We start from the raw sequence: 26061 nt of genomic DNA on the forward strand, positions 1-26061 counted from the left end.
GCGGTCAGGCCCGCTTGTAGACGGGCGGGCGCTTCTCGGCGAAGGCACGGGTGCCTTCCTTGGCGTCGGCGGTGTCGAAGACGGGCCAGCCGCGCTTGAGTTCGGCGGCGAGGCCCTCGGTCTCGGTCAGCTCGGCGGTCTCGTAGACGGACGCCTTCACCGCCTCCACCGCCAACGGGCCGCAGGCGTTGATCTGTTCGGCGATCTCCAACGCCTTGTCCAGGGCGGTGCCGTCGGGGACGACATGTCCGATCAGGCCGATGGCCGCTGCCTCCTGGGCGCTGTACGGGCGGCCGGTCAGCAGCATCTCCAGGGCGTGGGTGCGCGGGATCTGGCGCTGGAGGCGGACCGTGGAGCCGCCGATCGGGAAGAGGCCGCGCTTGACCTCGAAGAGCCCGAAGGTCGCCGACTCGCCCGCGACCCGGATGTCGGTGCCCTGGATGATCTCGGTGCCGCCCGCGACGCAGTACCCCTCGATCGCGGAGATCACCGGTTTGCGGGGGCGGTGGTGGCGCAGCATCGCCTTCCAGTGCAGATCCGGGTCGGCCTTGAGGCGGGGGCGGTACTTCTCCCCCTCCATGCCGCCGCCGGCCAGCGCCTTGAGGTCCATGCCCGCGCAGAAGGCGCCCCCGGCTCCGGTGAGCACGACGGAGCGGACGGAGTCGTCCGCGTCCGCCTCGACCCAGCCGTCGTACAGGCCGACGAGCATCGGCAGCGAGAGCGCGTTCTTGGCCTCCGGCCGGTTGAGCGTGAGCACCAGTGTGGCGTTCTCACGCCGAACGGTCAGGTGTTCCGTGCCACCCATCGACCGTCTCCCCTCTGAAAGAACGAGAACAGGTGAAAGAACGAGAACAGGTTGCAGTAGCGGAGGAAGCACTTCAAGGGTTTTCTGACAGGTAGTCAGATTTCTTCGGCGCGGCCCCTTCACAGTTGCGGCGCCCTTTGCTCTGATGACCGGCGAGCCGACAACCGGCGGCGGTGCCCGGGGTCAGGAGGAGCGGTGGAGTACAACCTTGCCGACCTGTTCGAGTCGGTGGTCGACGTGGTGCCCGACCGAGCGGCGCTGAAGTACCTCGACCATCCGGGCACGGGCGCGGAACGGCCGCTGACCTACGCGGAGTTGGACGCCGCCGCCAACCGGATCGCCCACCATCTGATCGACAGCGGGATACGTCCGGGCGAGCATGTGGGCCTGCATCTCTACAACGGGATCGAGTACCTGCAGACCGTGCTGGGGTGCCTGAAGGCACGGATCGTGCCGGTCAACGTCAACTACCGGTACGTCGAAGAGGAGTTGGTTTACCTCTACCGGGACGCCGACCTCGTCGCCCTGGTCTTCGACGCGGAGTTCACCGAGCGGGTGGCGGCGGCCCGGCCCCGGGCCACGGCGCTGCGGCATCTGATCCGGGTGGGCGAACCGGCTCCGGACGCGCCCGAGTTGGACGCGGTGGACTTCACCGCCGCCGAGGCCGCCGGGTCGCCCGGGCGCGGCTTCCCGGAGCGCTCCGGTGACGACCAGTTCATCATCTACACCGGCGGCACGACCGGCATGCCCAAGGGGGTGATGTGGCGTCAGGAGGACCTGTTCTTCTCGGGGCTGGGCGGCGGCGCCCCGACCGGTGAGCCGGTCAAGTCCCCGCAGGAGCTGGCCGAGCGGGTCGCGGCTGGCGGCGACGGGATCACCTTCTTCCCCACTCCCCCGCTGATGCACGGCACTTCGACCCTGACGGCGTTCATCGCCTTCAACTTCGGCCAACGGGTGGTGATCCACCGCAAGTTCGTGCCGGAGGAGGTGCTGCGCACGATCGAGCGGGAGAAGGTCACCAGCGTCTCCCTGGTGGGCGATGCCATGCTGCGTCCGCTGATCGACGCGCTCAACGGGCCCATGAAGGGCACCGACTGCTCGTCCATGTTCAGCGTCTCCTCGTCCGGCGCGATCATGTCGGAGACGGTGCGTGCCCAGTTCCAGGCACTGGTCCCGAACGTCATGCTGCTCAACAACTTCGGGTCGTCGGAGTCCGGCTTCAACGGGACGGCAACCGAGGACTCGGGCCCCGAGCGCGGCTTCCGCATCCGCGTCAACGCCCGCACACAGGTGGTCGATCCGGCCACCCACGAGCCGGTTCCCCCGGGCGAGGTGGGCCGGATCGCCCAGCGCGGCCACGTACCGCTCGGCTACTACAACGACCCGCGCAAGACGGCGGAGACCTTCTACGAGAAGGACGGCGAGCGGTGGGCGCTGCTCGGCGACATGGCGACGGTGGACGAGGAGGGTGTCGTCGTCGTGCTGGGCCGGGGATCGCAGTGCATCAACACCGGCGGCGAGAAGGTGTATCCGGAGGAGGTCGAGCAGGCGCTCAAGTCCCATCCGGACGTGTACGACGCCCTCGTGGCCGGCGTCCCTGACGTGACGTGGGGCAACCATGTGGCGGCGGTGGTGCAGTTGCGGGAGGGGGCGACGCGGCCGTCCCTGACCGACGTACAGCTGCACTGCCGTACCCATCTCGCGGGCTACAAGATCCCCCGGCAACTCGTCATCGCGGAGGCGATCCAGCGGTCACCGAGCGGCAAGGCGGACTACCGGTGGGCACGGGAAGTGGCCGTAGCCGCAGATCAGTAGGGTTTGTTCAACGTCGGGTCAACGATTCCGGGCACCTGAACCGAAGGTGAATCCGAGCCGTACCGGTAGTGTCGGCGTCGGCCGTTTGGGCCGCTTCGTCACGCACCACCGGTCATCGCACGGAAGGACACTTCGGGTGTCGCACCTCACGCCCCCTCGTCAACTCCCGGAGCCGGACGCGGACGCACCGAACGGGACCACGGCCGAGGACACCTCGGCCGCTCCCGTACACGAGGAAGCGGTCAAGGAGCCCGAACCGGCGCCGACCGCCGAGGCGGAGGAATCCGCCGAAGCGACGGCATCCGACCCCGCGTCCACCGACGAGCCCGACCCGAGCGACGGCACTGCCGACTCGTCCGTCCGCCCCGGCTGGTTCGGCTGGCGCCGTCGTTTCCCCCGCACCGCGCGTGGCGTGAGCGTGGGCACGAGTGTCCTGGCCGGGGTGCTGGTGCTCGTCGTGCTCCTGATACCCAACCGTCTCGACCGGATCACCCCGCAGTCGTTCTTCCGGCTGCCCGTCGAGGCGATCTTCCTCGCGGCCGTGCTGCTCGTCCTGCCGTCGAGGGCGCGGCGGATCACGGCGGTCGTCCTGGGGGCGTTCCTCGGGCTGTCGACCGTCCTGAAGTGTCTCGACATGGGCTTCTACCAGACCCTGGCCAGGCCGTTCGACCTGGTCTTCGACTGGGTGCTGCTGAGCAACGGGGTGGACTTCCTCAAGGACTCGCTGGGCCGCTCGGGCGAGGTGCTCGTGGTGATCGGCGTGATCGTCCTGGTGATCGCGGTGCTCGTGCTGAGCGCGCTCGCGATGGTGCGGCTGGCCGACCTGATGGCCCGGAACCGCCCCGTGGCCGTGCGCGGCACGCTGGTCCTCGGCACCGCGTGGATCGTCTGCTTCACCATGGCCGTGCAGCCGGGCGGGGTGACGATCGCGACCAAGGGCTACTCCCAGTACCTCTCCAACAAGGTGCAGTACGTCCGCGAGGGCCTCGGGGACGCCGAGGTCTTCGACAAGGAGCTGCGCGTCGACGCCTTCGCCGACACCCCGTCCGACCAGCTGCTGACCGGGCTTCGCGGCAAGGACGTGCTGTTCACCTTCGTCGAGAGCTACGGCCGGGTGGCGATCGACGATCCGACGATGGCCCCGGAGATCGACAAGACGCTCAAGGAGGGCGACGCCAGGCTCAAGTCGGCCGGGTTCTCGGCGCGCAGCGGCTGGCTCACGTCACCGGTGACGGGCGCGGGCAGCTGGCTCGCCCACACGACGTTCCTGTCCGGTCTGTGGGTCAAGAACCAGCAGCGGTACCGCACGGTGACCACCAGCGACCGCGCCTCCCTCACCAGCTACTTCCAGAAGACCGGCGCCTGGCGCACGGTCGGCATCGTCCCCGGTGTCCGCAAGTCCTGGCCCGAGGGCACGTACTTCGGCCTCGACAACATCTACGACTCCACGCACCTCGGCTACCAGGGTCCGTACTTCAGCTGGACGCCGGTGCCTGACCAGTTCACCCTGGAGGCCTTCCAGAAGCTGGAGCACGGCAAGAAGGACCGTGACCCGATCATGGCGGAGATCATCCTGGCCTCCAGCCACAACCCCTGGTCCCCCATCGCCCACATGATCGACTGGGACGACCTCGGGGACGGCACGGTCTTCAACAAGATCAAGGCTGAGGGCACGAACCCCACGGAGGTCTGGAAGAGCGCCAAGCGCGTACGGACCGAGTACCGCAAGGCCATCCAGTACTCCCTGGACAGCCTGGTCCAGTGGGTCCAGCGCTACGGCGACGACAACACCGTCCTCGTCATGCTGGGCGACCACCAGCCCGTCCCCACCGTCACCGGGGGCAGCGCCAACAAGGACGTGCCGATCACGATCGTCGCCCACGACCCGAAGGTGCTGGACCGCGTCGCCGGCTGGGGCTGGACGGACGGCCTCAAGCCCGCGGCCGACGCCCCCAAGTGGGGCATGGACCAGTTCCGGGACCGCTTCATGACGGCGTACGGGCCCCAGAAGAAGTAGCGTCGGCCGCCCCGCCCCGGGGAAGGGCTCCACCAGAGCCGGGAAGCCTCGGGGCGGGTCCCGTGGACGGCGACACGAGGGAGACGCCCGATGACGGACGCGACGGACCCGGCAGACCTGACGGAGTGGCTGGACGCGGGCGAACGTCTCGACGCGGAGTCCCTGCGGGCCCTCCAGCTGGAGCGGCTGCGGACCTCACTGCGGTACGCCTACGACAACGTGCCCTTCTACCGCGACTCCTTCGACAAGGCGGGCGTCCACCCCGAAGACTGCCGTTCCCTCGCCGACCTGGCCCTGTTCCCCTTCACCACCAAGGCGGACCTGCGCGACACCTACCCCTACGGGATGTTCGCGGTCCCCCGGGACCGCGTCCGCCGCATCCACGCGTCGAGCGGCACCACCGGACGCCCCACGGTCGTCGGCTACACCGACAACGACCTGTCCCTGTGGGCCGACCTGGTGGCCCGCTCGATCCGCGCGGCGGGCGGCAGACCGGGCGACACGGTCCATGTGGCATACGGATACGGCCTGTTCACCGGCGGTCTCGGCGCGCACTACGGCGCCGAACGGCTCGGCTGTACGGTGATCCCCGCGTCCGGCGGCATGACCGCGCGCCAGGTGCAGCTGATCCAGGATCTGCAGCCCGGGATCATCATGGTGACCCCCTCCTATCTGCTGACGATCCTCGACGAGTTCGAGAAGCAGGGCGTCGATCCTCGGGGCACCTCCCTACGGGTGGGCATCTTCGGGGCCGAGCCGTGGACCGAACGGATGCGCGAGGAGATCGAGGACCGGTTCGCCATCGATGCCGTCGACATATACGGGCTGTCGGAGGTGATCGGCCCGGGGGTCGCGCAGGAGTGCGTGGAGACCAAGGACGGGCTGCATGTCTGGGAGGACCACTTCTTCCCGGAGGTCGTCGACCCGATCACGGGCGAGGTGCTGCCGGAGGGGGCGAAGGGGGAACTGGTGTTCACCTCATTGACCAAGGAGGCGATGCCCGTGATCCGCTACCGCACGCGGGACCTGACACGTCTACTGCCGGGTACGGCACGGGTCTTCCGGCGGATGGAGAAGGTCACCGGGCGCAGCGACGACATGCTGATCGTGCGCGGGGTGAACCTCTTCCCCACCCAGATCGAGGAGATCGTGCTGCGCACCCCGGGCGTCGCGCCCCACTTCCAGCTCCGTCTCACCCGCGAGTCCCGCCTCGACCTCCTCACCGTCCGCGCCGAGGCCCGTCCCGGGGCCACTCCTGAGGTCAGGGACGCGGCGGCCCGTGCCATCGCGACGGCGGTGAAGGACGGCGTAGGGGTCTCGGCGGCGGTCGAGATCGTCGAGCCGGAGTCGCTGGAGCGGTCGGTGGGCAAGATCAGGCGGGTGGTTGACCTCAGGACCGACTGAGATCCCGGCTGAGATCCCGGCCGAGATCCCGGCTGGCCAGGAAACTCGCAGGTCAGGTGCCGTTGTCAGTGGTCCGCTCTAGTGTGGGTGGCGAGAGGAAGATCCGCGCCGAGGAGACAAAGAGGTTCCCCATGACGACCCTGCCCGACAGGCCGAACAGCGCGCTGCTCGTCATCGACGTCCAGAACGGCGTGGTGGCCGGTGGCCACAACCGCGACGCCGTGATCGCGAACATCAACACCCTCGTCGACAAGGCCCGCGAGGAGGACGTGCCCGTGGTGTGGGTGCAGCACTCCAGCGACGAGTTCAAGGCCGGCAGCGAACCCTGGGAGATCGTGCCGGAACTGGTCCGCCGGGACACCGAACCCCTCGTCCACAAGAGGTACGGCGACTCCTTCGAGGCCACCGACCTGGAGTCCGTTCTCGCCGAGCACGGGGTGGGTCGGCTGGTCGTCACGGGCGCCCAGTCCGACGCGTGCGTCCGCGCGACCCTGCACGGCGGCTTCGTACGCGGTTACGACGTGACGCTGGTCGGCGACGCCCACACCACGGAGGACCTCACGGAGTACGGCGCACCGGTCCCGGCCCAGGTGATCTCGCACACCAACCTCTACTGGCAGTTCCAGAGCGCGCCGGGGCGCACCGCCGGGACGGTCAGCACGGCGGAACTGACCTTCATGGGTGACGCCAAGGACTGAGTCAAGGACGAGGGCCGAGGTCGGGGCGGGACAGAGGAGTGACCGTCAGGAACCCGCGAGCCGGTCCCTGAGTTCCCGCTTCAGGATCTTCCCGCTCGCGTTGCGCGGCAGCTCGTCCACGAAGACGACCCGCTTCGGTGCCTTGAAGTGGGCGAGCTTCTCGCGGGCGTGGGCGATGAGTTCGGCCTCCGTCACCTCTCCGCGCGGGACGACGACCGCGGTGACCGCCTCGATCCAGCGCTCGTCGGGGAGGCCGACGACGGCCGCCTCGGCGACCGACTCATGGGTGTACAGGGCGTCCTCGACCTGGCGTGAGGCGATCAGTACGCCGCCGGAGTTGATGACGTCCTTCACCCGGTCGACGACGGTGTAGTAACCGTCGGCGTCCCGCACGACCAGGTCGCCGGAGTGGAACCAGCCGTCGCGGAAGGCGGCGCCGGTCTCCTCGGGCTTCTCCCAGTAGCCCTCGCACAGTTGCGGGGACCGGTAGACGACTTCGCCGGGGGTGCCGTCGGGCACGTCCTGGCCGTCCTCGTCGACCACCCGGGCGTCCACGAACAGCACCGGGCGCCCGCAGGAATCCAGTCGGCCCTTGTGTTCGGAGGGCCCGAGAACCATCGAGAGGGGGCCGATCTCGCTCTGGCCGAAGCAGTTGTAGAAGGCGAGTTTCGGGAGCCGCTCGCGCAGCCGCTCCAGGACCGGGACCGGCATGATCGACGCCCCGTAGAACGCCTTGCGCAGTCCGCTCAGCTCGCGGGTCGCGAAGTCGGGGCGGTTGGCGAGGCCGATCCACACGGTCGGCGGCGCGAACAGGCTGTCCGCCGCACCGGCCTCGACGAGGTCGAGGATCGCGTCGCCGTCGGGTGCGTCGAGGATGACGTTCGTCGCGCCGACCGCGAGATAGGGCAGCAGGAACACGTGCAGTTGGGCCGCGTGGTAGAGGGGCAGCGAGTGCACGGGCAGGTCGCCGGCGCTCAGGTCCAGGGCCGCGATGGCGCTGAGGTACGAGTGGACCAGCGAGCGGTGGGTCATCATCGCGCCCTTGGGCAGGGCGGTGGTCCCGGACGTGTAGAGCAGCTGCACCAGATCCTCGGTGCGCGACTCGGGGCCCTCGTAGGGGGCGGTGTCGGCGAGGCGGGCGAGGAGCGAGTCGTCGGCGTCCCGGAGCGGCAGGGTCCGTACGCCGTCGGGGAGCCGGTCGGCGAGGTCCGGGTCGGCGAGGACCAGGGTGCTGCCGGACTGGCCGACGATGTAGGCGAGGTCGTCGCCGGTCAGGTTCTGGTTGACCGGGACGTGCACGAGTCCGGCGCGGGCGCAGGCGAGGAAGGCGATCAGATAGGCGTCCGAGTTGTGGCCGTAGGCGGCGACCCGGTCACCGGCGGTCACGCCCTCGGCGAGCAGGACGGCCGCCGCGCGCGAGACCGCGTCTTCCAACTTCTCGTATGTCCAGGCACGCTCGCGGTACTCGACCGCGACGCGCGCCGGAACCCGTCGGGCGCTGCGTCGCAGTACCCCGTCAACCGTGCTCCCGTATTGCTGCGTCATAACCCGTGATCCTGGTTCCGGCCCGCGAAGGAGGTCAAGCTCGCAAGGCGTTCGGCGCACACATTGCGCACATACCCGTTGGTACGCTCAACCGCCCTTTCCCCAAACGATCTTGGGAGGCACGATGCGCACCCGCACAAGACGGCTCGTCGTCACCGCCGTCGCGTTACTCACCGCCACGACGGCCCTGCCCGCCGCCACGGCACAGAACCGACCGTCGGAAGCGTCGGCGGAGTCACGGCAACACCCGTCCCAGGGCGGTCTGTCGGCCGTGATCCGCTATACCGAGTACGGCATTCCGCACATCGTCGCGAAGGACTACGCGAACCTCGGCTTCGGCAACGGCTGGGCACAGGCCGCCGACCAGGTGTGCGTGCTCGCCGACGGTTTCACGACCCTGCGCGGCGACCGCTCGCGCTACTTCGGGCCGGACGCCACGACCGACCTCTCGCTCTCCGATGCTTCGAACAATCTCTCAAGCGACCTTTACTTCCGTGGGGTTCGCGGCGACCGCACGGTCGAGCGGCTGCTCGCCCAGCCCGCGCCACAGGGCCCGAGCAAGGCCGTCAAGGACCTGATGAACGGCTGGGCCGCCGGCTACAACGCCTGGCTGAAGCAGAACCGGGTGAAGGACCCGGCGTGCGCGGGCGCGGCCTGGGTCAGACCGGTGACCGGGCTCGACGTCGCCACCCGCGCGTACGCGCTCACGGTGCTCGGCGGCCAGGGCGGCCTGGTGGACGAGATCACCACCGCGCAGCCGCCCGCCACCACACCCACGAATACCTCGACCTCTTCCACCACTGCGATCACCGACTCCGCCCTTCCGAACTCCTCCGCCGCCGCCAAGGGCGCGCGCGAGCTGTTCGACATCTCCGACATGGGCTCCAACGCCGTGGCGTTCAACGGCAGTACGACGGCCGACGGGCGCGGTCTGCTGCTCGGCAACCCGCACTACCCGTGGCAGGGCGGACGCCGGTTCTGGCAGTCCCAGCAGACGATCCCGGGTGAACTGAACGTCGCGGGCGGGTCGTTGCTCGGCTCGCCGACGATCTCCATCGGGTACAACGCGAACGTGGCGTGGAGCCACACCGTCGCCACCGGTGTGCCGCTCAGCCTGCACCAGCTGAAGCTGGACCCCGCCGACCCGACGGCGTACCTGGTCGACGGGAAGCCGGAGCGGATGGTCAAGCGGTCGGTGACCGTCCCCGTGAAGGGCGGAGAGCCGGTGACCCGCACCCAGTGGTGGACCCGCTACGGCCCCGTGGTCCTCTCCCCCAGCGCCGGCCTCCCGCTGCCCTGGACCACGACGACGGCGTACGCCCTCAACGACCCGAACGCGGCCAACCTGCGCTTCTACGACACTTCGCTCGGCTTCAGCAAGGCGCGCGGCACCGGCGACGTCGTCAAGTCCCTCGACGAGCACCAGGGCATCCCCTGGGTGAACACCGTCGCCGCGGACTCCTCGGGGCACTCGCTGTTCGCCCAGTCGCAGGTGCTGCCCCGGATCACCGACGAGTTGGCGGCGGCCTGCTCGACCCCGCTCGGCAGGGTCACCTACCCGGCGTCGGGCGTCGCGGTCCTCGACGGCTCACGCGCCGACTGCGCGATCGGCGACGACCCGGACGCGGTGGCGCCCGGGATATTCGGGCCCGCGCGGATGCCCACGCTGCGGGACGCCCCGTATGTCGAGAACTCGAACGACAGTGCGTGGCTGACCAACCTGGACCGGCCGATCACCGGGTACGAGCGGATCTTCGGCCCGGTGCGCACGATGGCCTCGCCGCGTACGCGCGGTGCCGTGGCCGACGTGGCGGCGCTGGCCGCCAAGGGCGGGCTGACGGTCGCGGATCTGCAGAAACAGCAGTTGGCGAACCGCTCGACGTCGGGTGCGCTGGCCGCGGCCGACGCGTCCCGGGCCTGTGCGGCGCTGCCGGGCGGAACGGCAACGGGCACTGACGGCACGGCGGTCGACGTCGGCGAGGCCTGCGGTGTGCTGGCGTCCTGGGACCGCACCATGAACAGCGACAGCCGCGGCGCACTGCTCTTCGACCGGTTCTGGCGCAAGCTGCTCGCCGCCGTGCCGGCCGCGCAGCGCTGGAAGGTGCCGTTCTCGGCGGCCGACCCGGTGGGCACGCCCAACACGCTCAACACCGAGGCGCCGGGCTTCACCAGGGCCCTCGCGGACGCGGTGACGGAGCTGCGCACGGCGGGCATCCCGCTGAACGCCCGGCTCGGTGACCACCAGTACGTCGTACGGCAGGGGCAGCGGCTGCCCGTCGGCGGCGGCACCGAGTCCCTGGGCGTCTGGAACAAGATCGAGCCCGTGTGGGACACGGCGAACGGCGGGTACCGGGACACCGCGTTCGGGTCCAGCCACATCCAGGCCGTGGGCTGGAACGACAGCGGCTGTCCGGTGGCCCGCACGCTGCTGACGTACTCCCAGTCGTCGAATGCGAAGTCACCGCACTTCGCGGACCAGACGCGGCTGTTCTCGGCCGAGAAGTGGGTCCGCGCGCGCTTCTGCGAGAAGGACATCCTGTCGTCGCCCGCGCTGCGGGTGATCCGGGTGCACGGCTGACCTACTTGCGCTGAACCAAGGATGTGGTCCCGCCCGACTGCGGGGCGGGACCACATCCTGCTTCACACCGTCGGCTCACACGGGGCGCGTCCGGCCCTCCCAGTACGGGTCGCGCAGCCGCCGCTTGTACAGCTTGCCGTTGGGGTCGCGCGGCATCGCCTCGATGAAGTCGACGCTCTTCGGCCGCTTGTACCCGGCGAGTTGACGCCCGCAGTGGGCGAGGATCTCGGCGGCCAGATCGGGGCCTGGCAGGTGTCCGGGCGCCGGTTCCACGACCGCCTTGACCTCCTCGCCCCAGTCGTCGTGCGGGATGCCGAAGGCGGCTGCGTCGGCGACGGCCGGGTGGGCGAGCAGGGCGCCCTCGATCTCGGCGGGGTAGATGTTGACGCCACCCGAGATGATCATGTCGATCTTGCGGTCCCGGAGGAAGAGATAGCCGTCCTCGTCGAGCACGCCGAGGTCACCGACGGTGAAGAAGTCGCCGATGCGGTTGCTCCGGGTCTTGCCCTCGTCCTTGTGGTAGGCGAAGCCGCCGGTGCTCATCTTCATGTAGACGGTGCCCAGTTCGCCGGGCGGCAGCCGGTTGCCGTCGTCGTCGAAGATCGCGAGTTCGCTGATGGGCCAGGCCTTGCCGACCGTGCCGGGCTTCTTCAGCCAGTCCTCGGCGGTCGCGAACGCACCGCCGCCCTCACTGGCCGCGTAGTACTCCTCGACGCAGTCGCCCCACCAGTCGATCATCGCCCGCTTCACATGGTCGGGGCAGGGCGCGGCGCCATGGATGGCGTGCCGCATGGACGCCACGTCGTACGCCCGCCGCACCTCCTCCGGCAGGGCCAGCAGCCGGTGGAACTGGGTCGGGACCATGTGGGTGTGGGTGCAGCCGTGGGCGTCGATGGCGCGGAGCATCTCCTCTGGCGTCCACTTGTCCATCAGCACCAGCCGGTGCCCGATGTGCAGGGACGCGCCCGCGAACTGGAGTACGGCCGTGTGGTAGAGCGGCGAGCAGACGAGGTGGACGTTCCCGGCGCCCGGCTTGATGCCGAAGATGCCGAGGAAGCCGCCGAGGTACGCCTCCTCGGGCGGCTTGCCGGGCAGCGGGCGCCGGATGCCGCGCGGGCGGCCGGTGGTGCCCGAGGTGTAGTTCATGACCCAGCCGAGGGTGCGGTCGCCGGGCGCCGACTCGGGCTGTCCGTCGAGGAGTTCGGCGTACGGCCGGAATCCGTCGACCTCGCCGACCGCGTACCGTGCCTCGGCCGGGAGGTCTGCCTCGTCGGCGGCGGCGCGGGCCGCGTCGGCGAACCGCTCGTGCGCGATGAGCACCTTGGCGCCGGAGTCGGAGACGATCCAGGCGATCTCGGGTCCGACGAGGTGGTGGTTGACGGGGACGAGATAGAACCCGGCCTGGGAGGCGGCGAGATACGCCACGAAGAACTCGACGCCGTTGGGCAGGACCACGGCGAAGGCGTCACCGCGGTCGAGTCCGGCGGCGCGCAGCCCGTGGACGAGCTGGTTGGTGGCGGCGTGCAGCCGTCCGGCGGTCCACTGCTCGCCGTCGGGCGCGATGAGGACCGGGCGTTCCGGGTCGGCGGTGGCCTGTGCCCAGAAACCGTTGTGAACCTCGCTCACGACTGTTCACCCCTTCCGTCGGTGTTCCGTCCCGCGATCCTGTTGATTCGGTTCACAGCCTCCTCGAAGCCGCTGGTCAGCTCGTCGAAGACGGCCTGAACGCTCCGTTCACTGTTCATCCGGCCGACGATCTGCCCGACCGGGGTGCCGAGCAGCGGCTCGACCTCGTACTTCTGGATGCGCGAGACGGCCTCGGCCACGAGCAGGCCCTGCAGCGGCATCGGCAGCGTCCCGGGCCCGTCGGCGGAGTCCCAGGCGTCGGTCCAGTCGGTACGCAGCTGACGCGCGGGCTTGCCGGTGAGGGCGCGGGAGCGGACGGTGTCGCCCGAGCCTGCCGCCAGCAGCTTCCGCGTGAGCGCGGTCGAGTGCATGTCGGCCTCGGTCACGGTCAGCCACATGGAGCCCAGCCAGACCCCCTGGGCGCCGAGGGCCAGCGCGGCGGCCACCTGCCGTCCGCTGCCGATCCCGCCCGCCGCGAGCACCGGCAGCGGACCGACGGCGTCGACGACTTCCGGGGTCAGCACCATGGAGGCGATCTCGCCGGTGTGGCCGCCCGCCTCGTAGCCCTGTGCGACGACGATGTCGATCCCGCCCTCGGCGTGCTTGCGCGCGTGCCGGGCGCTGCCCGCGAGGGCCGCGACCAGCACTCCCTGGTCATGGGCGCGGGCCACGACATCGGCGGGCGGCGACCCCAGGGCGTTGGCGAGCAGCTTGATCGGGTAGTCGAAGGCCACGTCGAGCTGGCTGCGCGCGACCTGCTCCATCCACCCCGTGATACGCCACCCGGACGCCTCCCCCTCGGCCAGCTCCGGCACGCCGTACTTGGCCAGGGTGTCCCGGACGTACTGGCGGTGCCCCTCGGGGATCATCGCCTCGACCTCGGCCTCGGTGACCCCCTCGACCTTCCTGGCCGGCATGACGACGTCCAGCCCGTACGGGCGGCCGTCGACATGGTCCTCGATCCAGTCAAGGTCGCGTTTGAGGTCGTCCGGCGCCGTGTAGCGGACCGCGCCGAGCACGCCGAACCCGCCGGCCCGACTGATGGCCGCGGCGACGGCGGGAAACGGCGTGAAGCCGAAGACGGCGTGCTCGACTCCCAGTTTTTTGCTCAGCTCCGTCTGCATGGCCGCAGGATGCCGCAGTCCTCCGGACGAGGGAAGACCTTTTCTGATACACCGTCAGATTCCTGGTTGTGGGAGGCTCCCCGCATGACAGCAGACGCAGCGCACGGACCTGGCATGACGCGTCGTCAGCTCGCCGGACGCACCCTGGCACTGGGCAGCGCGCTGACCTTCGCCGCCTTCCCGGCGGGCCCCGCCGAAGCCACCCCCAGAACGACCGGCCGCCACCCGACCCTCCGCCCGGGCTCACCGGAGCGGGCGGGCCTCCTCCCCCGACACCTGCGCCAACTGGTCACGGACGCCGAGGCGTTCCTCGGCCCCTCCCCCGACCACCCCTGGTACGCGGGCGCGGTGCTGCTCGCCGGGCGGGGCGGCACGGTGGCGCTGCATCAGCCGATCGGCATGGCGGTGCGCTATGCGGCGTACGACGAGAAGACGGACACCGGGGTCGAGTTCCCGGCCGCCGAACAGATCCCGATGACCGAGGACACGGTGTTCGACCTCGCCTCGGTCTCCAAGCTGTTCACGTCGATCCTGGCCGTGCAGCAACTGGAGCGGGGCGCGCTGGAGTTGGAGGGGAAGGTCGCCGCGTATCTGCCGGAGTTCGCGCGGGCGGGCAAGCAGGACATGACGATCCGTCAACTGCTCACGCACACCTCGGGTTTCCGCGCCTGGATCCCGCTGTACAACGCGCCGACGTACGAGCAGAAGCTCGAACTCATCTGGAACCAGGCGCCGCTGAACCCGCCGGGAACCAAATACCTCTACTCGGACCTGAATCTGATCTCGCTGCAACTGGTCCTGGAGAAGATCACCTCCACCCCGCTGGACACACTGCTCCACGACGAGATCACCGCTCCGCTCGGTATGCACCGCACGCGCTACAACCCGCCCGCCTCCTGGAAGCCGACGATCGCCGCGACCGAGGACGCCCGTACGCCCTGGTCGGGGCTGAACCGGGGCCTGGTGTGGGGCGAGGTGCACGACGAGAACGCGTTCAGCCTCGGCGGAGTCGCGGGCCATGCCGGTGTCTTCTCGTCGGCCTGGGACCTGGCCGTGCTCGGCCGTACGCTGCTCAACGGCGGCGCGTACGGCAGGGCGCGCATCCTGTCGCCCGCCTCGGTCGAGCTGATGTTCACCGACTTCAACACGGCGTTCCCCGGCGACGAGCACGGCCTCGGCTTCGAGCTGTACCAGCACTGGTACATGGGCGCGATGGCCACACCCCGCACCGCAGGGCACACCGGCTTCACCGGTACCTCCCTGGTCCTCGACCCGTCGACCGACTCCTTCCTCGTCGTGCTCGGCAACTCCGTGCATCCGGTGCGCGGTTGGCGTTCCGGTTCCGCGCCCCGGGTGGCCGCCGCGAACAACCTGGCCCGCGCGGTACCGGTCCGCCCGCGACACGGCCGTACGGCCTGGTTCTCCGGCACGGCGAACGCGACGACGGCGACGCTCACCCTCCCGCTCCTGGCCACGACAACCAACTCCCGCCTGCGCTGCGCCCTTTGGTGGGACACCGAGCCGCAGTCGGACGCTCTGTTCCTGGAGTCCTCGACCGACGGCGGCATGACCTGGCAGCCGGTGCCCTTCACGACGGCGCGCGGTGACGAAGCCCCGCAGGAGCATCCGGCGGGTACGGTCACCGGCTGGTCGGGCCGCGTCTGGCACCGCGCTTCGGCCGACCTGCCCGCCGCCCCCGCCCTGATCCTGCGCTGGCGGTACGCGACCGACCGGCTGTACGTCGGCCGGGGAGCGTACGTCGACGCCCTGACCGTACGCGGCGAGAACGGCACCATCTTCGACGAGACGCGCCCGGCGGACGCGTCCCGAATCGAGGCAGTGGGCTGGACGGCGAGCAAGGACTGACCCCGCACCCGCTCTTCCCCCTGCCCCTGCCCTCAGCCCTGCTCCGCCTCCAGCACGGCCATGGCGGCGTTGTGCCCGGGGACCCCGCTCACCCCGCCCCCGCGCACCGCGCCCGCCCCGCACAGCAGGACATTCGCGTGCCGGGTCTCCACGCCCCACCGTCCGCTGCCCTCCTCCGCGTAAGGCCAGGTCAGGTCGCGGTGGAAGATGTTGCCGCCGGGCAGGCGCAGGTCGCGTTCCAGGTCGAGAGGGGTCTTCGCCTCGATGCAGGGGCGGCCGTCGGCGTCGGTGGCGAGGCAGTCCGCGAGGGGTTCGGCGAGGTGGGCGTCGAGCTGGGCGAGGGTCGACTTCAGCAGCTCGTCGCGTACGGCGTCGTGGTCGCGGGCGAACAGACGTGCGGGGGTGTGCAGGCCGAACAGGGTGAGGGTCTGGTACCCCTGCTCGACGAGGTCGGGGCCGAGGATGGTCGGGTCGGTGAGCGAGTGGCAGTAGATCTCCGACGGGGGCGCGGCGGGCAGTTCACCGGCGGTCGCCTGGGCGTGGGCGGCGGCCAGTTGCTCGTACCCCTCGGCGATGTGGAAGGTCCCGGCGAACGCCTCGCGCGGGTCGACGGACGTGTCCTTGAGCCGGGGCAGCCGGGTGAGCAGCATGTTGACCTTGAGCTGGGCGCCCTCGGCGGGGCTCGGGGGCGCGTCGCCGGTCAGCGCGGCCAGCTCCTGCGGCGAGGCGTTGACGAGGATGTGCCGGGCGGCGACCGTGCCCTCCCCGTCGGCCGTCCGGTAGGTGACCTCGGCGGCGCGGCCGTCCGTGTCCACCCGTACGACCTCGTGGCCGGTGGCGAGGACGGCGCCCGCGTTCCGGGCGGCGCCGGCCAGGGCGTCGGTGAGGGCGCCCATGCCGCCGACGGGGACGTCCCAGGCGCCGGTGCCGCCGCCGATGACGTGGTAGAGGAAGCAGCGGTTCTGCCGGAGGGAGGGGTCGTGGGCGTCGGCGAAGGTGCCGATCAGCGCGTCGGTGAGGACGACACCGCGCACGAGGTCGTCGGCGAAGTCGGCCTCGACGGCGATACCGATCGGCTCCTCGAAGAGGGTGCGCCAGGCGTCCTCGTCGTCGACACGGCGGCGGAGTTCGTCGCGGGCGGGCAGGGGCTCGGTGAGGGTGGGGAACACCCTTTCGGCGACGCGGCCGGTCATGGCGTAGAAACGCTGCCAGGACTCGTACTCGCGTTCCCCTCCGGTGAGCCGCGCGAAGGCTTCGCGGGTACGGAGTTCGCCGCCGCCGACGAGGAGTCCGGTGGGCCGGCCGTCCCGTTCGACGGGGGTGTACGAGGAGACGGTGCGCCCGCGCACGCGGAAGTCCAGGTCGAGATCGCGCACGATCTTCCGGGGCAGCAGGCTGACCAGGTAGGAGTAGCGCGAGAGCCTGGCGTCGATCCCGGCGAACGGCCGCGTCGACACGGCGGCACCACCGGTACCGGCCAGCCGCTCCAGGACCAGCACGGACTTCCCGGCGCGGGCGAGATAGGCGGCGGCGACCAGTCCGTTGTGACCACCACCGACGATCACCGTGTCGTACCGGTCGCGGAGGTCGGGGCGCTCATGTGCGGGCATGGTCCTTGGTAACACGTGATGATCCACCCCGGCCAGGGCTGCAGGGCCGAGTGCCTTTCCGGACCCCCTCAGGGGCGCCCCCAAGGGGCGCGGGGAACTGCGCGACCAGCCACGAAGGCGCCGCAGCGAACCGACAACACCAGGCCCACACCCCTCAATGGCCGGAGGCCCGCTGCTGCCGCAACACAGCCACCCTCCGATACAACTCCACCGCCTCCACCCCCCGCCCCAACTGCTCCAGACAGTGCGCCTCGTCATTGCGACTGGCGAGCGTGTCGGGATGATCAGCACCCAGCACCTGTTCACGGGACGTGGCGACCCGCCGGTACTCGGTCAGCGCGTCGGCCCAGCGGCCGAGCCACCCAAGGCCCACAGCCACCTCACGCCGACTGACCAGCGTGTCCGGATGATCAGCACCCAGCACCCGCTCCCGGATCGCGCACACGTCGCGCGACTCGGCGAGCGCCTCCTCCCAGCGGTCGAGTCGGCCGAGGTTGACGCCGAGGCCGTGCCGGGCGCGCAGGGTCTCGGGATGGGCGGGGCCGTTGACGCGGCTGCGGTCGTCGACCAGGGCGCGGTACAGCTTGAGGGCCTCCGCGCTGCGGCCGAGCCTGCCGAGGCTGATGCCGACCTCGTAGCGGGCGGCGAGGGTGTCGGGGTGGTCGGGTCCGAGGGCCTGGGCGCGCGCTTCGGCGACCTCCTGGTAGGTCGCCAGGGCCTCCGGCCAGCGGCCCAACTGACCCAGCGCGTAGGCGACTTCGTACCGGGTGACCAGGGTGTCCGGGTGGGCGGCACCGAGGACGCGGGCGCGGGCCGTGGCCACCTCGCAGGCCATGCGGTACGAGTCCTCCAGGCGTCCCAGTCTGCTCAGGTTGAAGGCGAGGTTGTGGCGGCAGCGCAGGGTGTCGGGATGGTCGGTGCCCATCGTGCGCTCGCGGGCGGCCAGGACGGTGGTGTAGGTCTGGTGGGCCTCGAAGTGGCGGCCCAACTGCCCCAGGACGTACGCCATTTCCTGGCGGGCGGCCAGGGTGTCCGGATGCTCGGCACCGAGAATCCGCTCCCGCTCGCGGGCCACGTGCGTGTATTCGCGCAGGGCGTCGGCGGCGCGGCCGGTGCGACTGAGGGTGAAGCCGACCTCGTAGCGGCTGGCGAGGGTGTCGGGGTGGGCGGGGCCCAGCGCGTGCTCGCGTTCGGCGGCGACCGCGCGGTGCACCTCACCGGCCTCCGCCCAGCGGCCGAGGCGCCCGAGGCTGAGGCCGGCGTTGTGGCGTCCGGCGAGCGCGTTGAGCGTCTGGGGCGAGGGAGCGGGCGGCAGTTGGGGAACCGGGGCCTCGGGTCGGCCGGTGGCCGGGCGGGCGATCCAGTCGCCGGTGAGGCCGGCCGCCGGGTCGGGGGGTGTGACGGCCGTCCCGGCGCCGGTCGCCTTGTGGCCGGTGGTCATGCCCCGGGTCCAGGACGGCAACCGGGGTTCACGGGCGGCGGGTTCGGGCGGCCGGAACTGGGGCTGCGGGGTGACGAGGGTCGGCACGTACAGCGGGGTGGCCCGGCCCGCGCTGATCCGGCGGGCCAACTCCCGTGCGTCGCGCGGGCGTTCGTCGGGGAGCTTGGCGAGGAGAGCGAGGATGACCCGCTCCAGGAACTCGGGCACCTCGGCGCGGTGGCTGCGCGGCGGCTCCGGCGGGGTGTCGCGGTGTCCGACGAGCACCGCCCAGGCGTCGTCGAGGTCGAACGGCGGCACCCCGGTGGCCAGTTCGTAGAGCACACAGCCGAAGGAGTACAGATCGCTGCGCTGGTCGACCTCGCCGCCGCTGATCTGTTCCGGCGACATGTAGTGCGGGGTGCCCATCGCGATCCCGGTGCCGGTGAGCCGGGAGGTGAAGCCGATGTCGTGGCCCAGTCGCGCTATGCCGAAGTCGCAGATCTTCACCGTGCCGTCGGTCAGCCGCATGATGTTCGCGGGCTTCAAGTCACGGTGGACGATGCCCTGTTGGTGGGTGTAGGCGAGGGCGGCGGCGACCTGGTCGGCGATGTCGACGACGACCGGGACGGGCAGCGGGTGCTGCTTGTTGTCCTCCAGGAGCTGGCTCAGATTGCGCCCGTCCAGCAGCTCCATGACGAGGTAGAGCACCCCGTCGGACTCACCGAAGTCATGGACGACGGTCACCCCGCGGTGCTGCAGCGCGGCGGCCACCCGGGCCTCGCGCCTGAAGCGTTCCCGCAGGACCCGGGTGAAGGACTGGTCGTGGTGCGGCCCGAGCGGTTTCAGGCACTTCACCGCGACCTGCCGCCCGAGCGACTCGTCGCGGGCACGCCACACTTCCCCCATGCCGCCGCGCCCGATCGGATCGAGCAGCCGGTACCGGCCCTGGATCAGTCTGGTCTCCGCCATGTCCCGCTGCCGCCCCCGGTCTCCTGTCCGCCCTCCCCTGGCCTGTCCAGTATGGCGAGGTGTCCCCCGAGTTTGTACGGCGCGGGGCGCGAGCCGGGTCCGAGCCGTGACACGGCCCGCAGGATGTGTTTGGGCGGGAGTTGCCAGCGAAGACGTGCGGGAACACGGCGCAGCAGGGTGCCCGTGGCACGCAACTGCCGGGTGACGGTGGCCGGTTCGGGTGCGGCCCGGCCGTACAACTCGTGGGCGTACGGCGGCAGAGAGGCGTACGCCAGATGCGCCACGCGCCGCCACAGCACCTCGCGCGCCGGGACGAGAAGCGGGTGCGTCGGTGGACGGAGCAGGAAGTCGTCCACCTCGTGTGCGTCGGCTCCGGCGGCCAGCTCGGGCCGGACCTGCTCGAAGTAGGCGGCCAGTTCGGCCCGGTCGGCGGGCACGGCTTCGGGGTCGAGACCCACGAGCCGGGCGCTGACCAGGTGTTCGCGGATGTACCGGTCGGCGTGGGCGTCGGTGAGCGGGTATCCGGAGCGGCGATGGATGTGCAGATAGGAGTCGATCTCGGCGCAGTGCACCCACAGCAGCAGCCCGGGTTCGTCGACGGGGTACCGCTCCCCGGTGTCCGGGTCGACGGCGGACAGCATGCGGTGGATCTTCCGCACCCGGGCGCCCGCCCGCTCGGCCGCCTCCGTGGTTCCGTAGGTCGTGGTGGCGACGAAGTGGGCGATGCTCATCAGCCGGCCCCAGGCGTCCTTCCGGAAGTCGGAGTTCTGCATCACTCCGCGCACCGCGCGCGGGTGCAGCGCCTGGAGGTAGAGCGCGCGGACTCCGGCGACCCACATCATGGGGTCGCTGTGGAGCTGCCAGGTCACGGACTCCGGACCGAACAGCCCTGGGTCACCCGCGCCACTGCCGTCCACCCGATCAGTGTGACCGGGCTTCCCGGCCGGCACCAGGGTCCGGTACCGACCCGCTGCCCGTTCCCACGGCGAGGGCGGTGTCCCCGTCGGCACCCTCCACCGTTCAGCGAGGCGGAGGTCCCTCCGGATCATGTCGAACCACGACACACCCAAGGCCGTGAAACCGGTCCGCGCGGACGCCGCCCGCAACCGCACCCGGCTGCTCGACGCCGCCCGCGTCGCGTTCGCGTCCGAGGAGCCGGTGTCGCTGAAGCGGATCGCGCAGGAGACGGGCGTGGGCATCGCCACGCTCTACCGGCACTTCCCCACCCGTGAGGCGCTCGTCGAGGCCATCTACCAGCAGGAGCTGGCCCAGCTGTGCGCCGACGCCGAGGCCCTCCTCGCCACCCGGGGACCGGACGATGCCCTGCGCGGCTGGATGGACCGCTTCGCCGACTGCGCGAGCACCCGGCGGGAGACCACGGACGCCCTCCGCGCGGTCCTGGTGTCCGACATCGGGACCGTGTCCCGGGCGCGGGACCGGCTCCGCGCAGCCGTGCAGGGCATCCTCGACGCCGGAGCCGCCACCGGGACACTGCGCGACGACGTCCGCGCCGAGGACATCGTCGTCACCCTCGTCGGGATGTTCACGACGACCTCACTGGCCGGCGGGCGCGACCAGTTGGGCCGTATGTTCGACCTACTGATGGACGCCGTACGGCGCCCGGCCCCGTCGCCTACATGTTGATCATGTGACCCGCGAGGCCGTGCACGGCTTCCTGCACGGCCTCGCCCAGGGTGGGGTGGGCGTGCACATTGCGGGCGACCTCGTGGACGGTGAGGTCCCACTTCTGGGCCAGGGTCAGTTCCGGGAGCAGTTCGGTGACATCGGGGCCGATGAGGTGGCCGCCGAGCAGTTCGCCGTACTTTGCGTCGCTGATCAGCTTCACGAAGCCGGTCGCGTCGCCCAGGCCGTGCGCCTTGGCGTTCGCGGTGAACGGGAACTTGGCCACCCGGACGTCGAACCCCTTCTCCCTGGCCTGGGCCTCGGTGTAGCCGAAGCTGGCGATCTGGGGCTGGCAGAAGGTGGACCGCGGGATCATCACGTAGTCCAGCTCCATGGTCTCCGCGTCCCCGATCGTCTCGGCGGCGACCACGCCCATGGCCTCGGCGGCGTGCGCGAGCATCAGCTTGGCGGTGACGTCGCCGATGGCGAAGATGTGCGGCACGGACGTACGGCAGCGGCCGTCGACGTCGATCGCGCCGCGCTCGGTGACCTTGACGCCCGTGTTCTCCAGGCCGTATCCGGTCACGTTCGGGGCGAAGCCGATCGCCTGGAGCACCTTGTCGGCCTCCAGCACCTGCTGGGCGCCGTCCTTGCCGGTGACCGTGACCCGGACCTGCGGACCGGACTCGTCGATGGCCTCGACCCGGGTCGAGGTGAGCACGTCGATGCCCAGCTTGCGGTACTGCTTGGCCAGTTCGGCGGAGACCTCGGCGTCCTCCAGCGGGGCGAGGCGGTCCAGGAACTCGACGATCGTGACCTTGACGCCGTAGTTGTGCAGGACGTAGGCGAACTCGATCCCGATGGCACCGGCGCCCGCGATCACGATCGACCCCGGCAGGTCCTCGGCGAGGATCTGCTCCTCGAACGTCACCACGCGCGCGCTGCGCTTGGTGCCGGGCAGCAGCTTGGGAGTGGCCCCGGCGGCGATGACGCAGTGGTCGAAGCCGATCGTGCGGGTGCCGCCGTCGAAGCCGGTCACCTGGAGCGTGTGCGGGTCGACGAAGGTGCCGCGACCGCTGATCTCCGTGATCTTGTTCTTCTTCATCAGGAAGTGGACGCCCTTGACCCGGCCGTCGGCGACCTTGCGGCTGCGGCGGAAGGCCTCCCCGTAGTCGAAGGAGACCTCCCCGTCGACCTTGATGCCGAAGGTCTTCGCCTCGCGCGTGAAGACATGCGCCAGCTCGGCGTTGCGCAGCAGGGCCTTGGTGGGGATGCAGCCCACGTTGAGGCAGACGCCGCCCCAGTACTTCTCCTCGACGACGGCGACGCGCTTGCCCAGCTGGGCGGCCCGGATGGCGGCGACGTAGCCACCGGGACCGGCGCCGAGTACGACGACGTCGAAGCGCTCATCCTGCTCGTCCATGGACGGTTCCTTTCCGCTGGGGCGGCCGGCTCCGGGTAGGGGCCGGCTCGCTCCCGATCGAACGACGTGGTCATCGACCAAGACCTGGCCATCAACTCGACAGCGCGGGCGAGGCAATCATCGACGGCGGGCCGACACTCCGTCGACTTCGTGCACTCCGGCCTCGGCTGCGCACTGTCACGACCCACCACGGGTTGACTTCCAGTCACTCACTGACCTCAGGTCATCGAATATACGATGTGCGCATGCGAGGGCCAAACCGACGACAGCTGTACGCGGAGCAGACCCGGGCGGACCTGGTGACGGCCGCGCGGAAGCTGTTCGTCGACCACGGGTTCACGCGGACGTCGGTCGAGGCCATCACCGGGGCGGCACTGGTGAGCAAGGGCACCTTCTACCACCACTTCCCGGACAAGAAGGCGATCTTCGCCGAGCTGTACACGGAGCTGCTCCAGCAGGTCGGAGCACTGGGCGACGCGACATCGGAGGCGATCCGCGCCGCACCGGACCGACCTGCCACGACCGCTGTCGCCGACCTCACGCACGCCTTCCTGCGGCGGACCATCGACGACCCCCTGCACCGGGAGCTGATGGTCCAGGCACCCTCGGTACTGGCCGGGCAGTACCGGCAGCTCAACGACGCCGTCGCCGAGCCACCGCTCGAACGGCTGCTGACGGTCCTGGCCGAACGCGGCGACCTGCAGCCGGACGTCCCTCTCGGCACGGCCGCCCGCCTGCTGCTGGCCGGCCTGTGCGAGGGCAACCAGATCATCGCCGCCGCACCGGACCGCGAGGAGGCCCTGACCCGGACCTTCCGGGCGATCACCCTGCTGATGTCGGGCCTGACCACGGACGCCGCCGGCACCTCCCCCGACCTCCACGCCTGACCGCCTCCTCCCCCATCCGCCCGTTCCGTCAACTCCGTCAACGAGGCCAGGAACGAACGGGAAAGGATCAGGCGGCGGCACCCCTGGGCAGGAGCGCCTCGCCGAGCATCCGCCAGTACGGCAGCGCCGTCCCCGACATGGACCTGGAGCTTCTCGACGATGGTGTCCAGGTCGCCCCAGAAGACGAGGTCGTCGACGATACGGTCACCGGCGCCGGAGATCTCCTCCTCCGAGTAGCCGAGGCGGCGGAACTTCGCGACGTTGTAAGGGGAGTTGAGATAGATGTGCAGGTGCTCGCGAGCGATGGCGCGGGCCTTGCCGGGATCCGACTCGAACAGCACCGCGTGCTCGACGCCGAGGAACGCGTCCGGCCCGAGGATCTCGCGGGCCTGCGCGGTGTGGGCCACGTTGACGTGGTAGGTCTGCGCGCCCGACGTGCGTGCGCGGGCCAGCTCCAGCATCTTCGGGCCGTATGCGGCCATGATGCGGCGCATCGGGGTCTTCGGCAGCGGGTTGGGCGACTCGACCGCGTCCATCTCGTCCAGGTACGCGATCATGGCCGCCAGGGGCTTGCCCCCCGGGCCCGTCCCCGGTCCGCCGCCGAAGCCGAGCCCCAGCACATGCCGGTCGGGGTAGGCGTCGGCCAGCAGCAGGGCCGCGCCGCGCGCCCACCGGGCCCGCGCGACCGGATCTGCGCGATGCCGTCGACGATGGGCATCCGCTCGGTGCCGGCGAGCAGAAACCAGGCGTGCGTGAACGCGTCCCGCCCGAGCAGTTCGGGCACCCACAACGCTCCCCACCCAAGCTCCTCCAACTCCTGCGCGGAATCGCGGATCAGCGCTGCGGGCTGCACCTCGAAGTCGAAGGTGTAGACCCCGAACGTCCCGAGATCCAGGCCATCCAGGCCATCGATGCTGCTCATCGCACATCTCCTCGTGTGGGCAACCGTCACCGATTGCCAGAAGGCCGACAGCCCGGCAGCGGGCGACACGCCGGCCGGAACCCCGGTCGCGGTCTGAGGCCCGTACGAGGAGGCCCTGGGCCTGCACGAGGGGGCCCTGGGTTCGTACGAAAGGGGTCCGAGACCCGCACGAAGGGGCGGCCAGGCCGATTGCGGCTGGGCCGCCCCTTCCTCGTGTCCGCACCCACACCCGCGCCGCACGCCACGCGGCCGACCGGGTCACTGGCCTGTCGTACCGTCCAGGAAAGGCCGCAGCTGAGCCAGCAGCGCTTGCGGCTGCTCCTCCGGGATGAAGTGGCCGCACTCCGGGATCTCGGCGCCGGTGACGTCGTCGGCGTAGTCGCGCCAGATCTCCAGGGTGGGCAGGCGGGAGGGCAGGCCCACGGAGCCCCACAGTGCCAGTACCGGCATGGTGAGGCGGTGGCCCTCGGTGGCGTCTATGTCGTCCAGGGCGACGTCCTGCTCCATCGCCCGGTAGTCGTCGAAGCTCGCGCGCATCGCGCCCGGGCGGGAGAACGCGCGGACATAGCCGTCGACCGCCTCAGGGGTCAGGGCGTGGCGGTTGTACGTCCATTTCTCGAAGAAGTATTCGAGGTAGCCGCGCTTGTCGTGGCCGACCAGGCGCTCGGGGAGGTCCGGCTGCATCTGGAAGATCCAGTGCCAGTAGCCGGAGGCGAGCGTGGCGTCCAGGCGGCGGAACATCTCCCGGGTGGGGACGATGTCGAGCACGGCCAGCCGCTCCACCTGCTCGGGGCGGTCCAGTCCCCAGCGGTGGCCCACGCGGGCGCCTCGGTCGTGGCCCACGACCGAGGCCTTCTCGTAGCCGAGCGACTCGACGAGACCTGCCATGTCGGCGGCCATCCGCCGCTTGTCGTAGCCGGTTGTGGGCTTGTCGCTCAGTCCGTAGCCGCGCAGGTCGGGCGCCACGACGGTGTGGTCGGCGGCGAGGTCCGCGAGCACCGGCCGCCAGCAGTCGGAGGTCTGCGGCCAGCCGTGCAGCAGGACGAGGAGGGGGCCGGACCCCGCTCGCAGGTAGTGCAGGCGGACGCCGTCCACCTGCGCCACACCGGTGGTCACCGCGGGCTGTTCCATGGATGGGCCTCCTCGGTACAAGTGCGCCCGGACGACCGAGCCGTAAGGCGTGATCGCCCGGGCGTGATCGCGGCAGGCTCAGTCGGCGGGCTTCATCCGGAACGCGGGTCCGGGGACGCTCTCGATGTCCTCCGCCTCCACGGCGTGGCCGTCCGCGCAGTAGATCTGGGCGTCGACGTGCGCGCCGCAGCCGCGGTGCCGGGTGAGCATGGCCGGGCCCTCCGGGTCGGCGCGGTAGCGGTCGCCCCACTGCAGGAGGCCCATCACGGCCGGGACCAGGTCCATGCCCTTGGGCGTGATGACGTACTTCGGCCGGCTGCGGGAACCCGGTTCCTTGTAGGTCTCGGTGGCCAGGATGCCCTCCTCGACGAGCATCCTGAGCCGCGCAGAGAGAAGGTTGCGGGGGCAGCCGAGGACGCGCTCGAAGTCGCCGAAGCGGGAGGAGCCGTACCAGACCTCGCGCAGGATCAGGATCGTCCACTTCTCGCCCACGATCTCAAGGGTCCGGGCGATCGAACAGTTCGACGTGTCCCGGTCGAGTCGGGGGTCCAGGCCGGCGTACGGCTGAGCTTCGGTCCTCGCGTCCATGGGGGTGATT

Annotated in this window: 19 protein-coding genes; 8 read left to right on the forward strand and 11 right to left on the reverse strand. The window is 70.7% G+C overall.

Going from position 1 to position 26061, the window contains the following annotated elements; all coding sequences use genetic code 11:
* Positions 1–4: 4 nt before the first annotated feature.
* Entirely contained in the window at positions 5–805 is an 801-nt protein-coding gene (locus CW359_RS02825) for a crotonase/enoyl-CoA hydratase family protein (protein WP_105968056.1), read from the reverse strand.
* Positions 806–1000: 195 nt separating this feature from the next.
* On the opposite strand from CW359_RS02825, the gene CW359_RS02830 reads away from it, so the two are divergent.
* From CW359_RS02830 to CW359_RS02845, 4 genes are all read left to right on the forward strand, one after another.
* Complete coding sequence (locus CW359_RS02830; protein WP_105968057.1) at positions 1001–2620, forward strand: acyl-CoA synthetase; 1620 nt, start codon at positions 1001–1003, stop codon at positions 2618–2620.
* A gap of 136 nt (positions 2621–2756) precedes the next feature.
* Positions 2757–4637 (forward strand): alkaline phosphatase family protein, encoded by a 1881-nt coding sequence (locus tag CW359_RS02835; protein ID WP_105968058.1) that lies wholly within the window; start codon positions 2757–2759, stop codon positions 4635–4637.
* Positions 4638–4727: 90 nt separating this feature from the next.
* Positions 4728–6041, forward strand: coding sequence for a phenylacetate--CoA ligase PaaK (paaK, locus tag CW359_RS02840; RefSeq protein WP_105968059.1), 1314 nt, complete (start codon positions 4728–4730; stop codon positions 6039–6041).
* A gap of 131 nt (positions 6042–6172) precedes the next feature.
* Complete coding sequence (locus CW359_RS02845) at positions 6173–6739, forward strand: cysteine hydrolase family protein (protein WP_105968060.1); 567 nt, start codon at positions 6173–6175, stop codon at positions 6737–6739.
* 45 nt (positions 6740–6784) lie between these two features.
* On the opposite strand, the gene CW359_RS02850 is transcribed toward CW359_RS02845, so the two are convergent.
* Positions 6785–8284: an acyl-CoA synthetase gene (locus CW359_RS02850; RefSeq protein WP_105968061.1), complete on the reverse strand. Its 1500-nt coding sequence runs from the start codon at positions 8282–8284 to the stop codon at positions 6785–6787.
* A gap of 124 nt (positions 8285–8408) precedes the next feature.
* Here CW359_RS02850 and CW359_RS02855 point away from each other — a divergent pair, with 124 nt between their 5' ends.
* The gene (locus CW359_RS02855; RefSeq protein ID WP_105968062.1) at positions 8409–10862 is read left to right on the forward strand and encodes a penicillin acylase family protein; all 2454 of its coding nucleotides are present in this window, start codon (positions 8409–8411) and stop codon (positions 10860–10862) included.
* A 75-nt stretch (positions 10863–10937) separates the two neighbouring features.
* Here the strand turns inward: CW359_RS02855 and CW359_RS02860 are convergent, their stop codons facing one another.
* Entirely contained in the window at positions 10938–12488 is a 1551-nt protein-coding gene (locus CW359_RS02860) for an acyl-CoA synthetase (protein WP_105968063.1), read from the reverse strand.
* Positions 12485–13612: an NAD(P)H-dependent flavin oxidoreductase gene (locus CW359_RS02865; protein ID WP_105968064.1), complete on the reverse strand. Its 1128-nt coding sequence runs from the start codon at positions 13610–13612 to the stop codon at positions 12485–12487. The genes CW359_RS02860 and CW359_RS02865 overlap by 4 nt, the downstream gene beginning before the upstream one ends.
* Before the next feature lie 84 nt (positions 13613–13696).
* Here CW359_RS02865 and CW359_RS02870 point away from each other — a divergent pair, with 84 nt between their 5' ends.
* A complete protein-coding gene (locus CW359_RS02870; RefSeq protein ID WP_105968065.1) occupies positions 13697–15478 on the forward strand; it encodes a serine hydrolase domain-containing protein in 1782 nt (593 codons plus the stop codon).
* Between the two features lie 32 nt (positions 15479–15510).
* On the opposite strand, the gene CW359_RS02875 is transcribed toward CW359_RS02870, so the two are convergent.
* The 3 genes from CW359_RS02875 to CW359_RS02885 form a co-directional block, all read right to left on the reverse strand.
* On the reverse strand, positions 15511–17088 hold the full coding sequence (locus tag CW359_RS02875) for a phytoene desaturase family protein (protein WP_105968066.1): 1578 nt from the start codon (positions 17086–17088) through the stop codon (positions 15511–15513).
* Positions 17089–17242: 154 nt separating this feature from the next.
* Entirely contained in the window at positions 17243–19477 is a 2235-nt protein-coding gene (locus CW359_RS02880) for a serine/threonine-protein kinase (RefSeq protein WP_105968067.1), read from the reverse strand.
* Positions 19459–20394, reverse strand: coding sequence for an oxygenase MpaB family protein (locus CW359_RS02885; protein ID WP_232838181.1), 936 nt, complete (start codon positions 20392–20394; stop codon positions 19459–19461). Before CW359_RS02885 ends, CW359_RS02880 begins: the two co-directional genes overlap by 19 nt.
* Before the next feature lie 130 nt (positions 20395–20524).
* Here CW359_RS02885 and CW359_RS02890 point away from each other — a divergent pair, with 130 nt between their 5' ends.
* A complete protein-coding gene (locus tag CW359_RS02890) occupies positions 20525–21121 on the forward strand; it encodes a TetR/AcrR family transcriptional regulator (protein ID WP_105968069.1) in 597 nt (198 codons plus the stop codon).
* Here the strand turns inward: CW359_RS02890 and lpdA are convergent.
* Positions 21111–22523 (reverse strand): dihydrolipoyl dehydrogenase, encoded by a 1413-nt coding sequence (gene lpdA / locus CW359_RS02895; RefSeq protein ID WP_105968070.1) that lies wholly within the window; start codon positions 22521–22523, stop codon positions 21111–21113. The genes CW359_RS02890 and lpdA overlap by 11 nt on opposite strands.
* A 245-nt stretch (positions 22524–22768) precedes the next feature.
* On the opposite strand from lpdA, the gene CW359_RS02900 reads away from it, so the two are divergent.
* Entirely contained in the window at positions 22769–23410 is a 642-nt protein-coding gene (locus CW359_RS02900) for a TetR/AcrR family transcriptional regulator (protein ID WP_157968468.1), read from the forward strand.
* A 553-nt stretch (positions 23411–23963) separates the two neighbouring features.
* Here the strand turns inward: CW359_RS02900 and CW359_RS45725 are convergent.
* The 3 genes from CW359_RS45725 to CW359_RS02915 form a co-directional block, all read right to left on the reverse strand.
* Positions 23964–24332: an LLM class oxidoreductase gene (locus CW359_RS45725; RefSeq protein WP_198655045.1), complete on the reverse strand. Its 369-nt coding sequence runs from the start codon at positions 24330–24332 to the stop codon at positions 23964–23966.
* 258 nt (positions 24333–24590) lie between these two features.
* Positions 24591–25463: an alpha/beta fold hydrolase gene (locus tag CW359_RS02910; RefSeq protein WP_105968072.1), complete on the reverse strand. Its 873-nt coding sequence runs from the start codon at positions 25461–25463 to the stop codon at positions 24591–24593.
* A gap of 78 nt (positions 25464–25541) precedes the next feature.
* Positions 25542–26051: a winged helix-turn-helix transcriptional regulator gene (locus CW359_RS02915; RefSeq protein WP_232838182.1), complete on the reverse strand. Its 510-nt coding sequence runs from the start codon at positions 26049–26051 to the stop codon at positions 25542–25544.
* Positions 26052–26061 lie beyond the last annotated feature (10 nt).

Source organism: Streptomyces geranii, assembly GCF_002954775.1.
GTDB classification, from domain to species: Bacteria; Actinomycetota; Actinomycetes; order Streptomycetales; family Streptomycetaceae; genus Streptomyces; species Streptomyces geranii.

What these genes read in the sequence shown, in the direction of transcription:
- CW359_RS02845 (WP_105968060.1), top strand. Translation starts at nt 6,173, where the DNA reads ATGACGACCCTGCCCGACAGGCCGAACAGCGCGCTGCTCGTCATCGAC.
- CW359_RS02850 (WP_105968061.1), bottom strand. Translation starts at nt 8,284, where the DNA reads ATGACGCAGCAATACGGGAGCACGGTTGACGGGGTACTGCGACGCAGC.
- CW359_RS02910 (WP_105968072.1), bottom strand. Translation starts at nt 25,463, where the DNA reads ATGGAACAGCCCGCGGTGACCACCGGTGTGGCGCAGGTGGACGGCGTC.
- CW359_RS02880 (WP_105968067.1), bottom strand. Translation starts at nt 19,477, where the DNA reads ATGGCGGAGACCAGACTGATCCAGGGCCGGTACCGGCTGCTCGATCCG.
- CW359_RS45725 (WP_198655045.1), bottom strand. Translation starts at nt 24,332, where the DNA reads ATGAGCAGCATCGATGGCCTGGATGGCCTGGATCTCGGGACGTTCGGG.
- CW359_RS02865 (WP_105968064.1), bottom strand. Translation starts at nt 13,612, where the DNA reads ATGCAGACGGAGCTGAGCAAAAAACTGGGAGTCGAGCACGCCGTCTTC.
- CW359_RS02890 (WP_105968069.1), top strand. Translation starts at nt 20,525, where the DNA reads ATGTCGAACCACGACACACCCAAGGCCGTGAAACCGGTCCGCGCGGAC.
- lpdA (WP_105968070.1), bottom strand. Translation starts at nt 22,523, where the DNA reads ATGGACGAGCAGGATGAGCGCTTCGACGTCGTCGTACTCGGCGCCGGT.
- CW359_RS02825 (WP_105968056.1), bottom strand. Translation starts at nt 805, where the DNA reads ATGGGTGGCACGGAACACCTGACCGTTCGGCGTGAGAACGCCACACTG.
- CW359_RS02855 (WP_105968062.1), top strand. Translation starts at nt 8,409, where the DNA reads ATGCGCACCCGCACAAGACGGCTCGTCGTCACCGCCGTCGCGTTACTC.
- paaK (WP_105968059.1), top strand. Translation starts at nt 4,728, where the DNA reads ATGACGGACGCGACGGACCCGGCAGACCTGACGGAGTGGCTGGACGCG.
- CW359_RS02915 (WP_232838182.1), bottom strand. Translation starts at nt 26,051, where the DNA reads ATGGACGCGAGGACCGAAGCTCAGCCGTACGCCGGCCTGGACCCCCGA.
- CW359_RS02900 (WP_157968468.1), top strand. Translation starts at nt 22,769, where the DNA reads ATGCGAGGGCCAAACCGACGACAGCTGTACGCGGAGCAGACCCGGGCG.
- CW359_RS02875 (WP_105968066.1), bottom strand. Translation starts at nt 17,088, where the DNA reads ATGCCCGCACATGAGCGCCCCGACCTCCGCGACCGGTACGACACGGTG.
- CW359_RS02870 (WP_105968065.1), top strand. Translation starts at nt 13,697, where the DNA reads ATGACAGCAGACGCAGCGCACGGACCTGGCATGACGCGTCGTCAGCTC.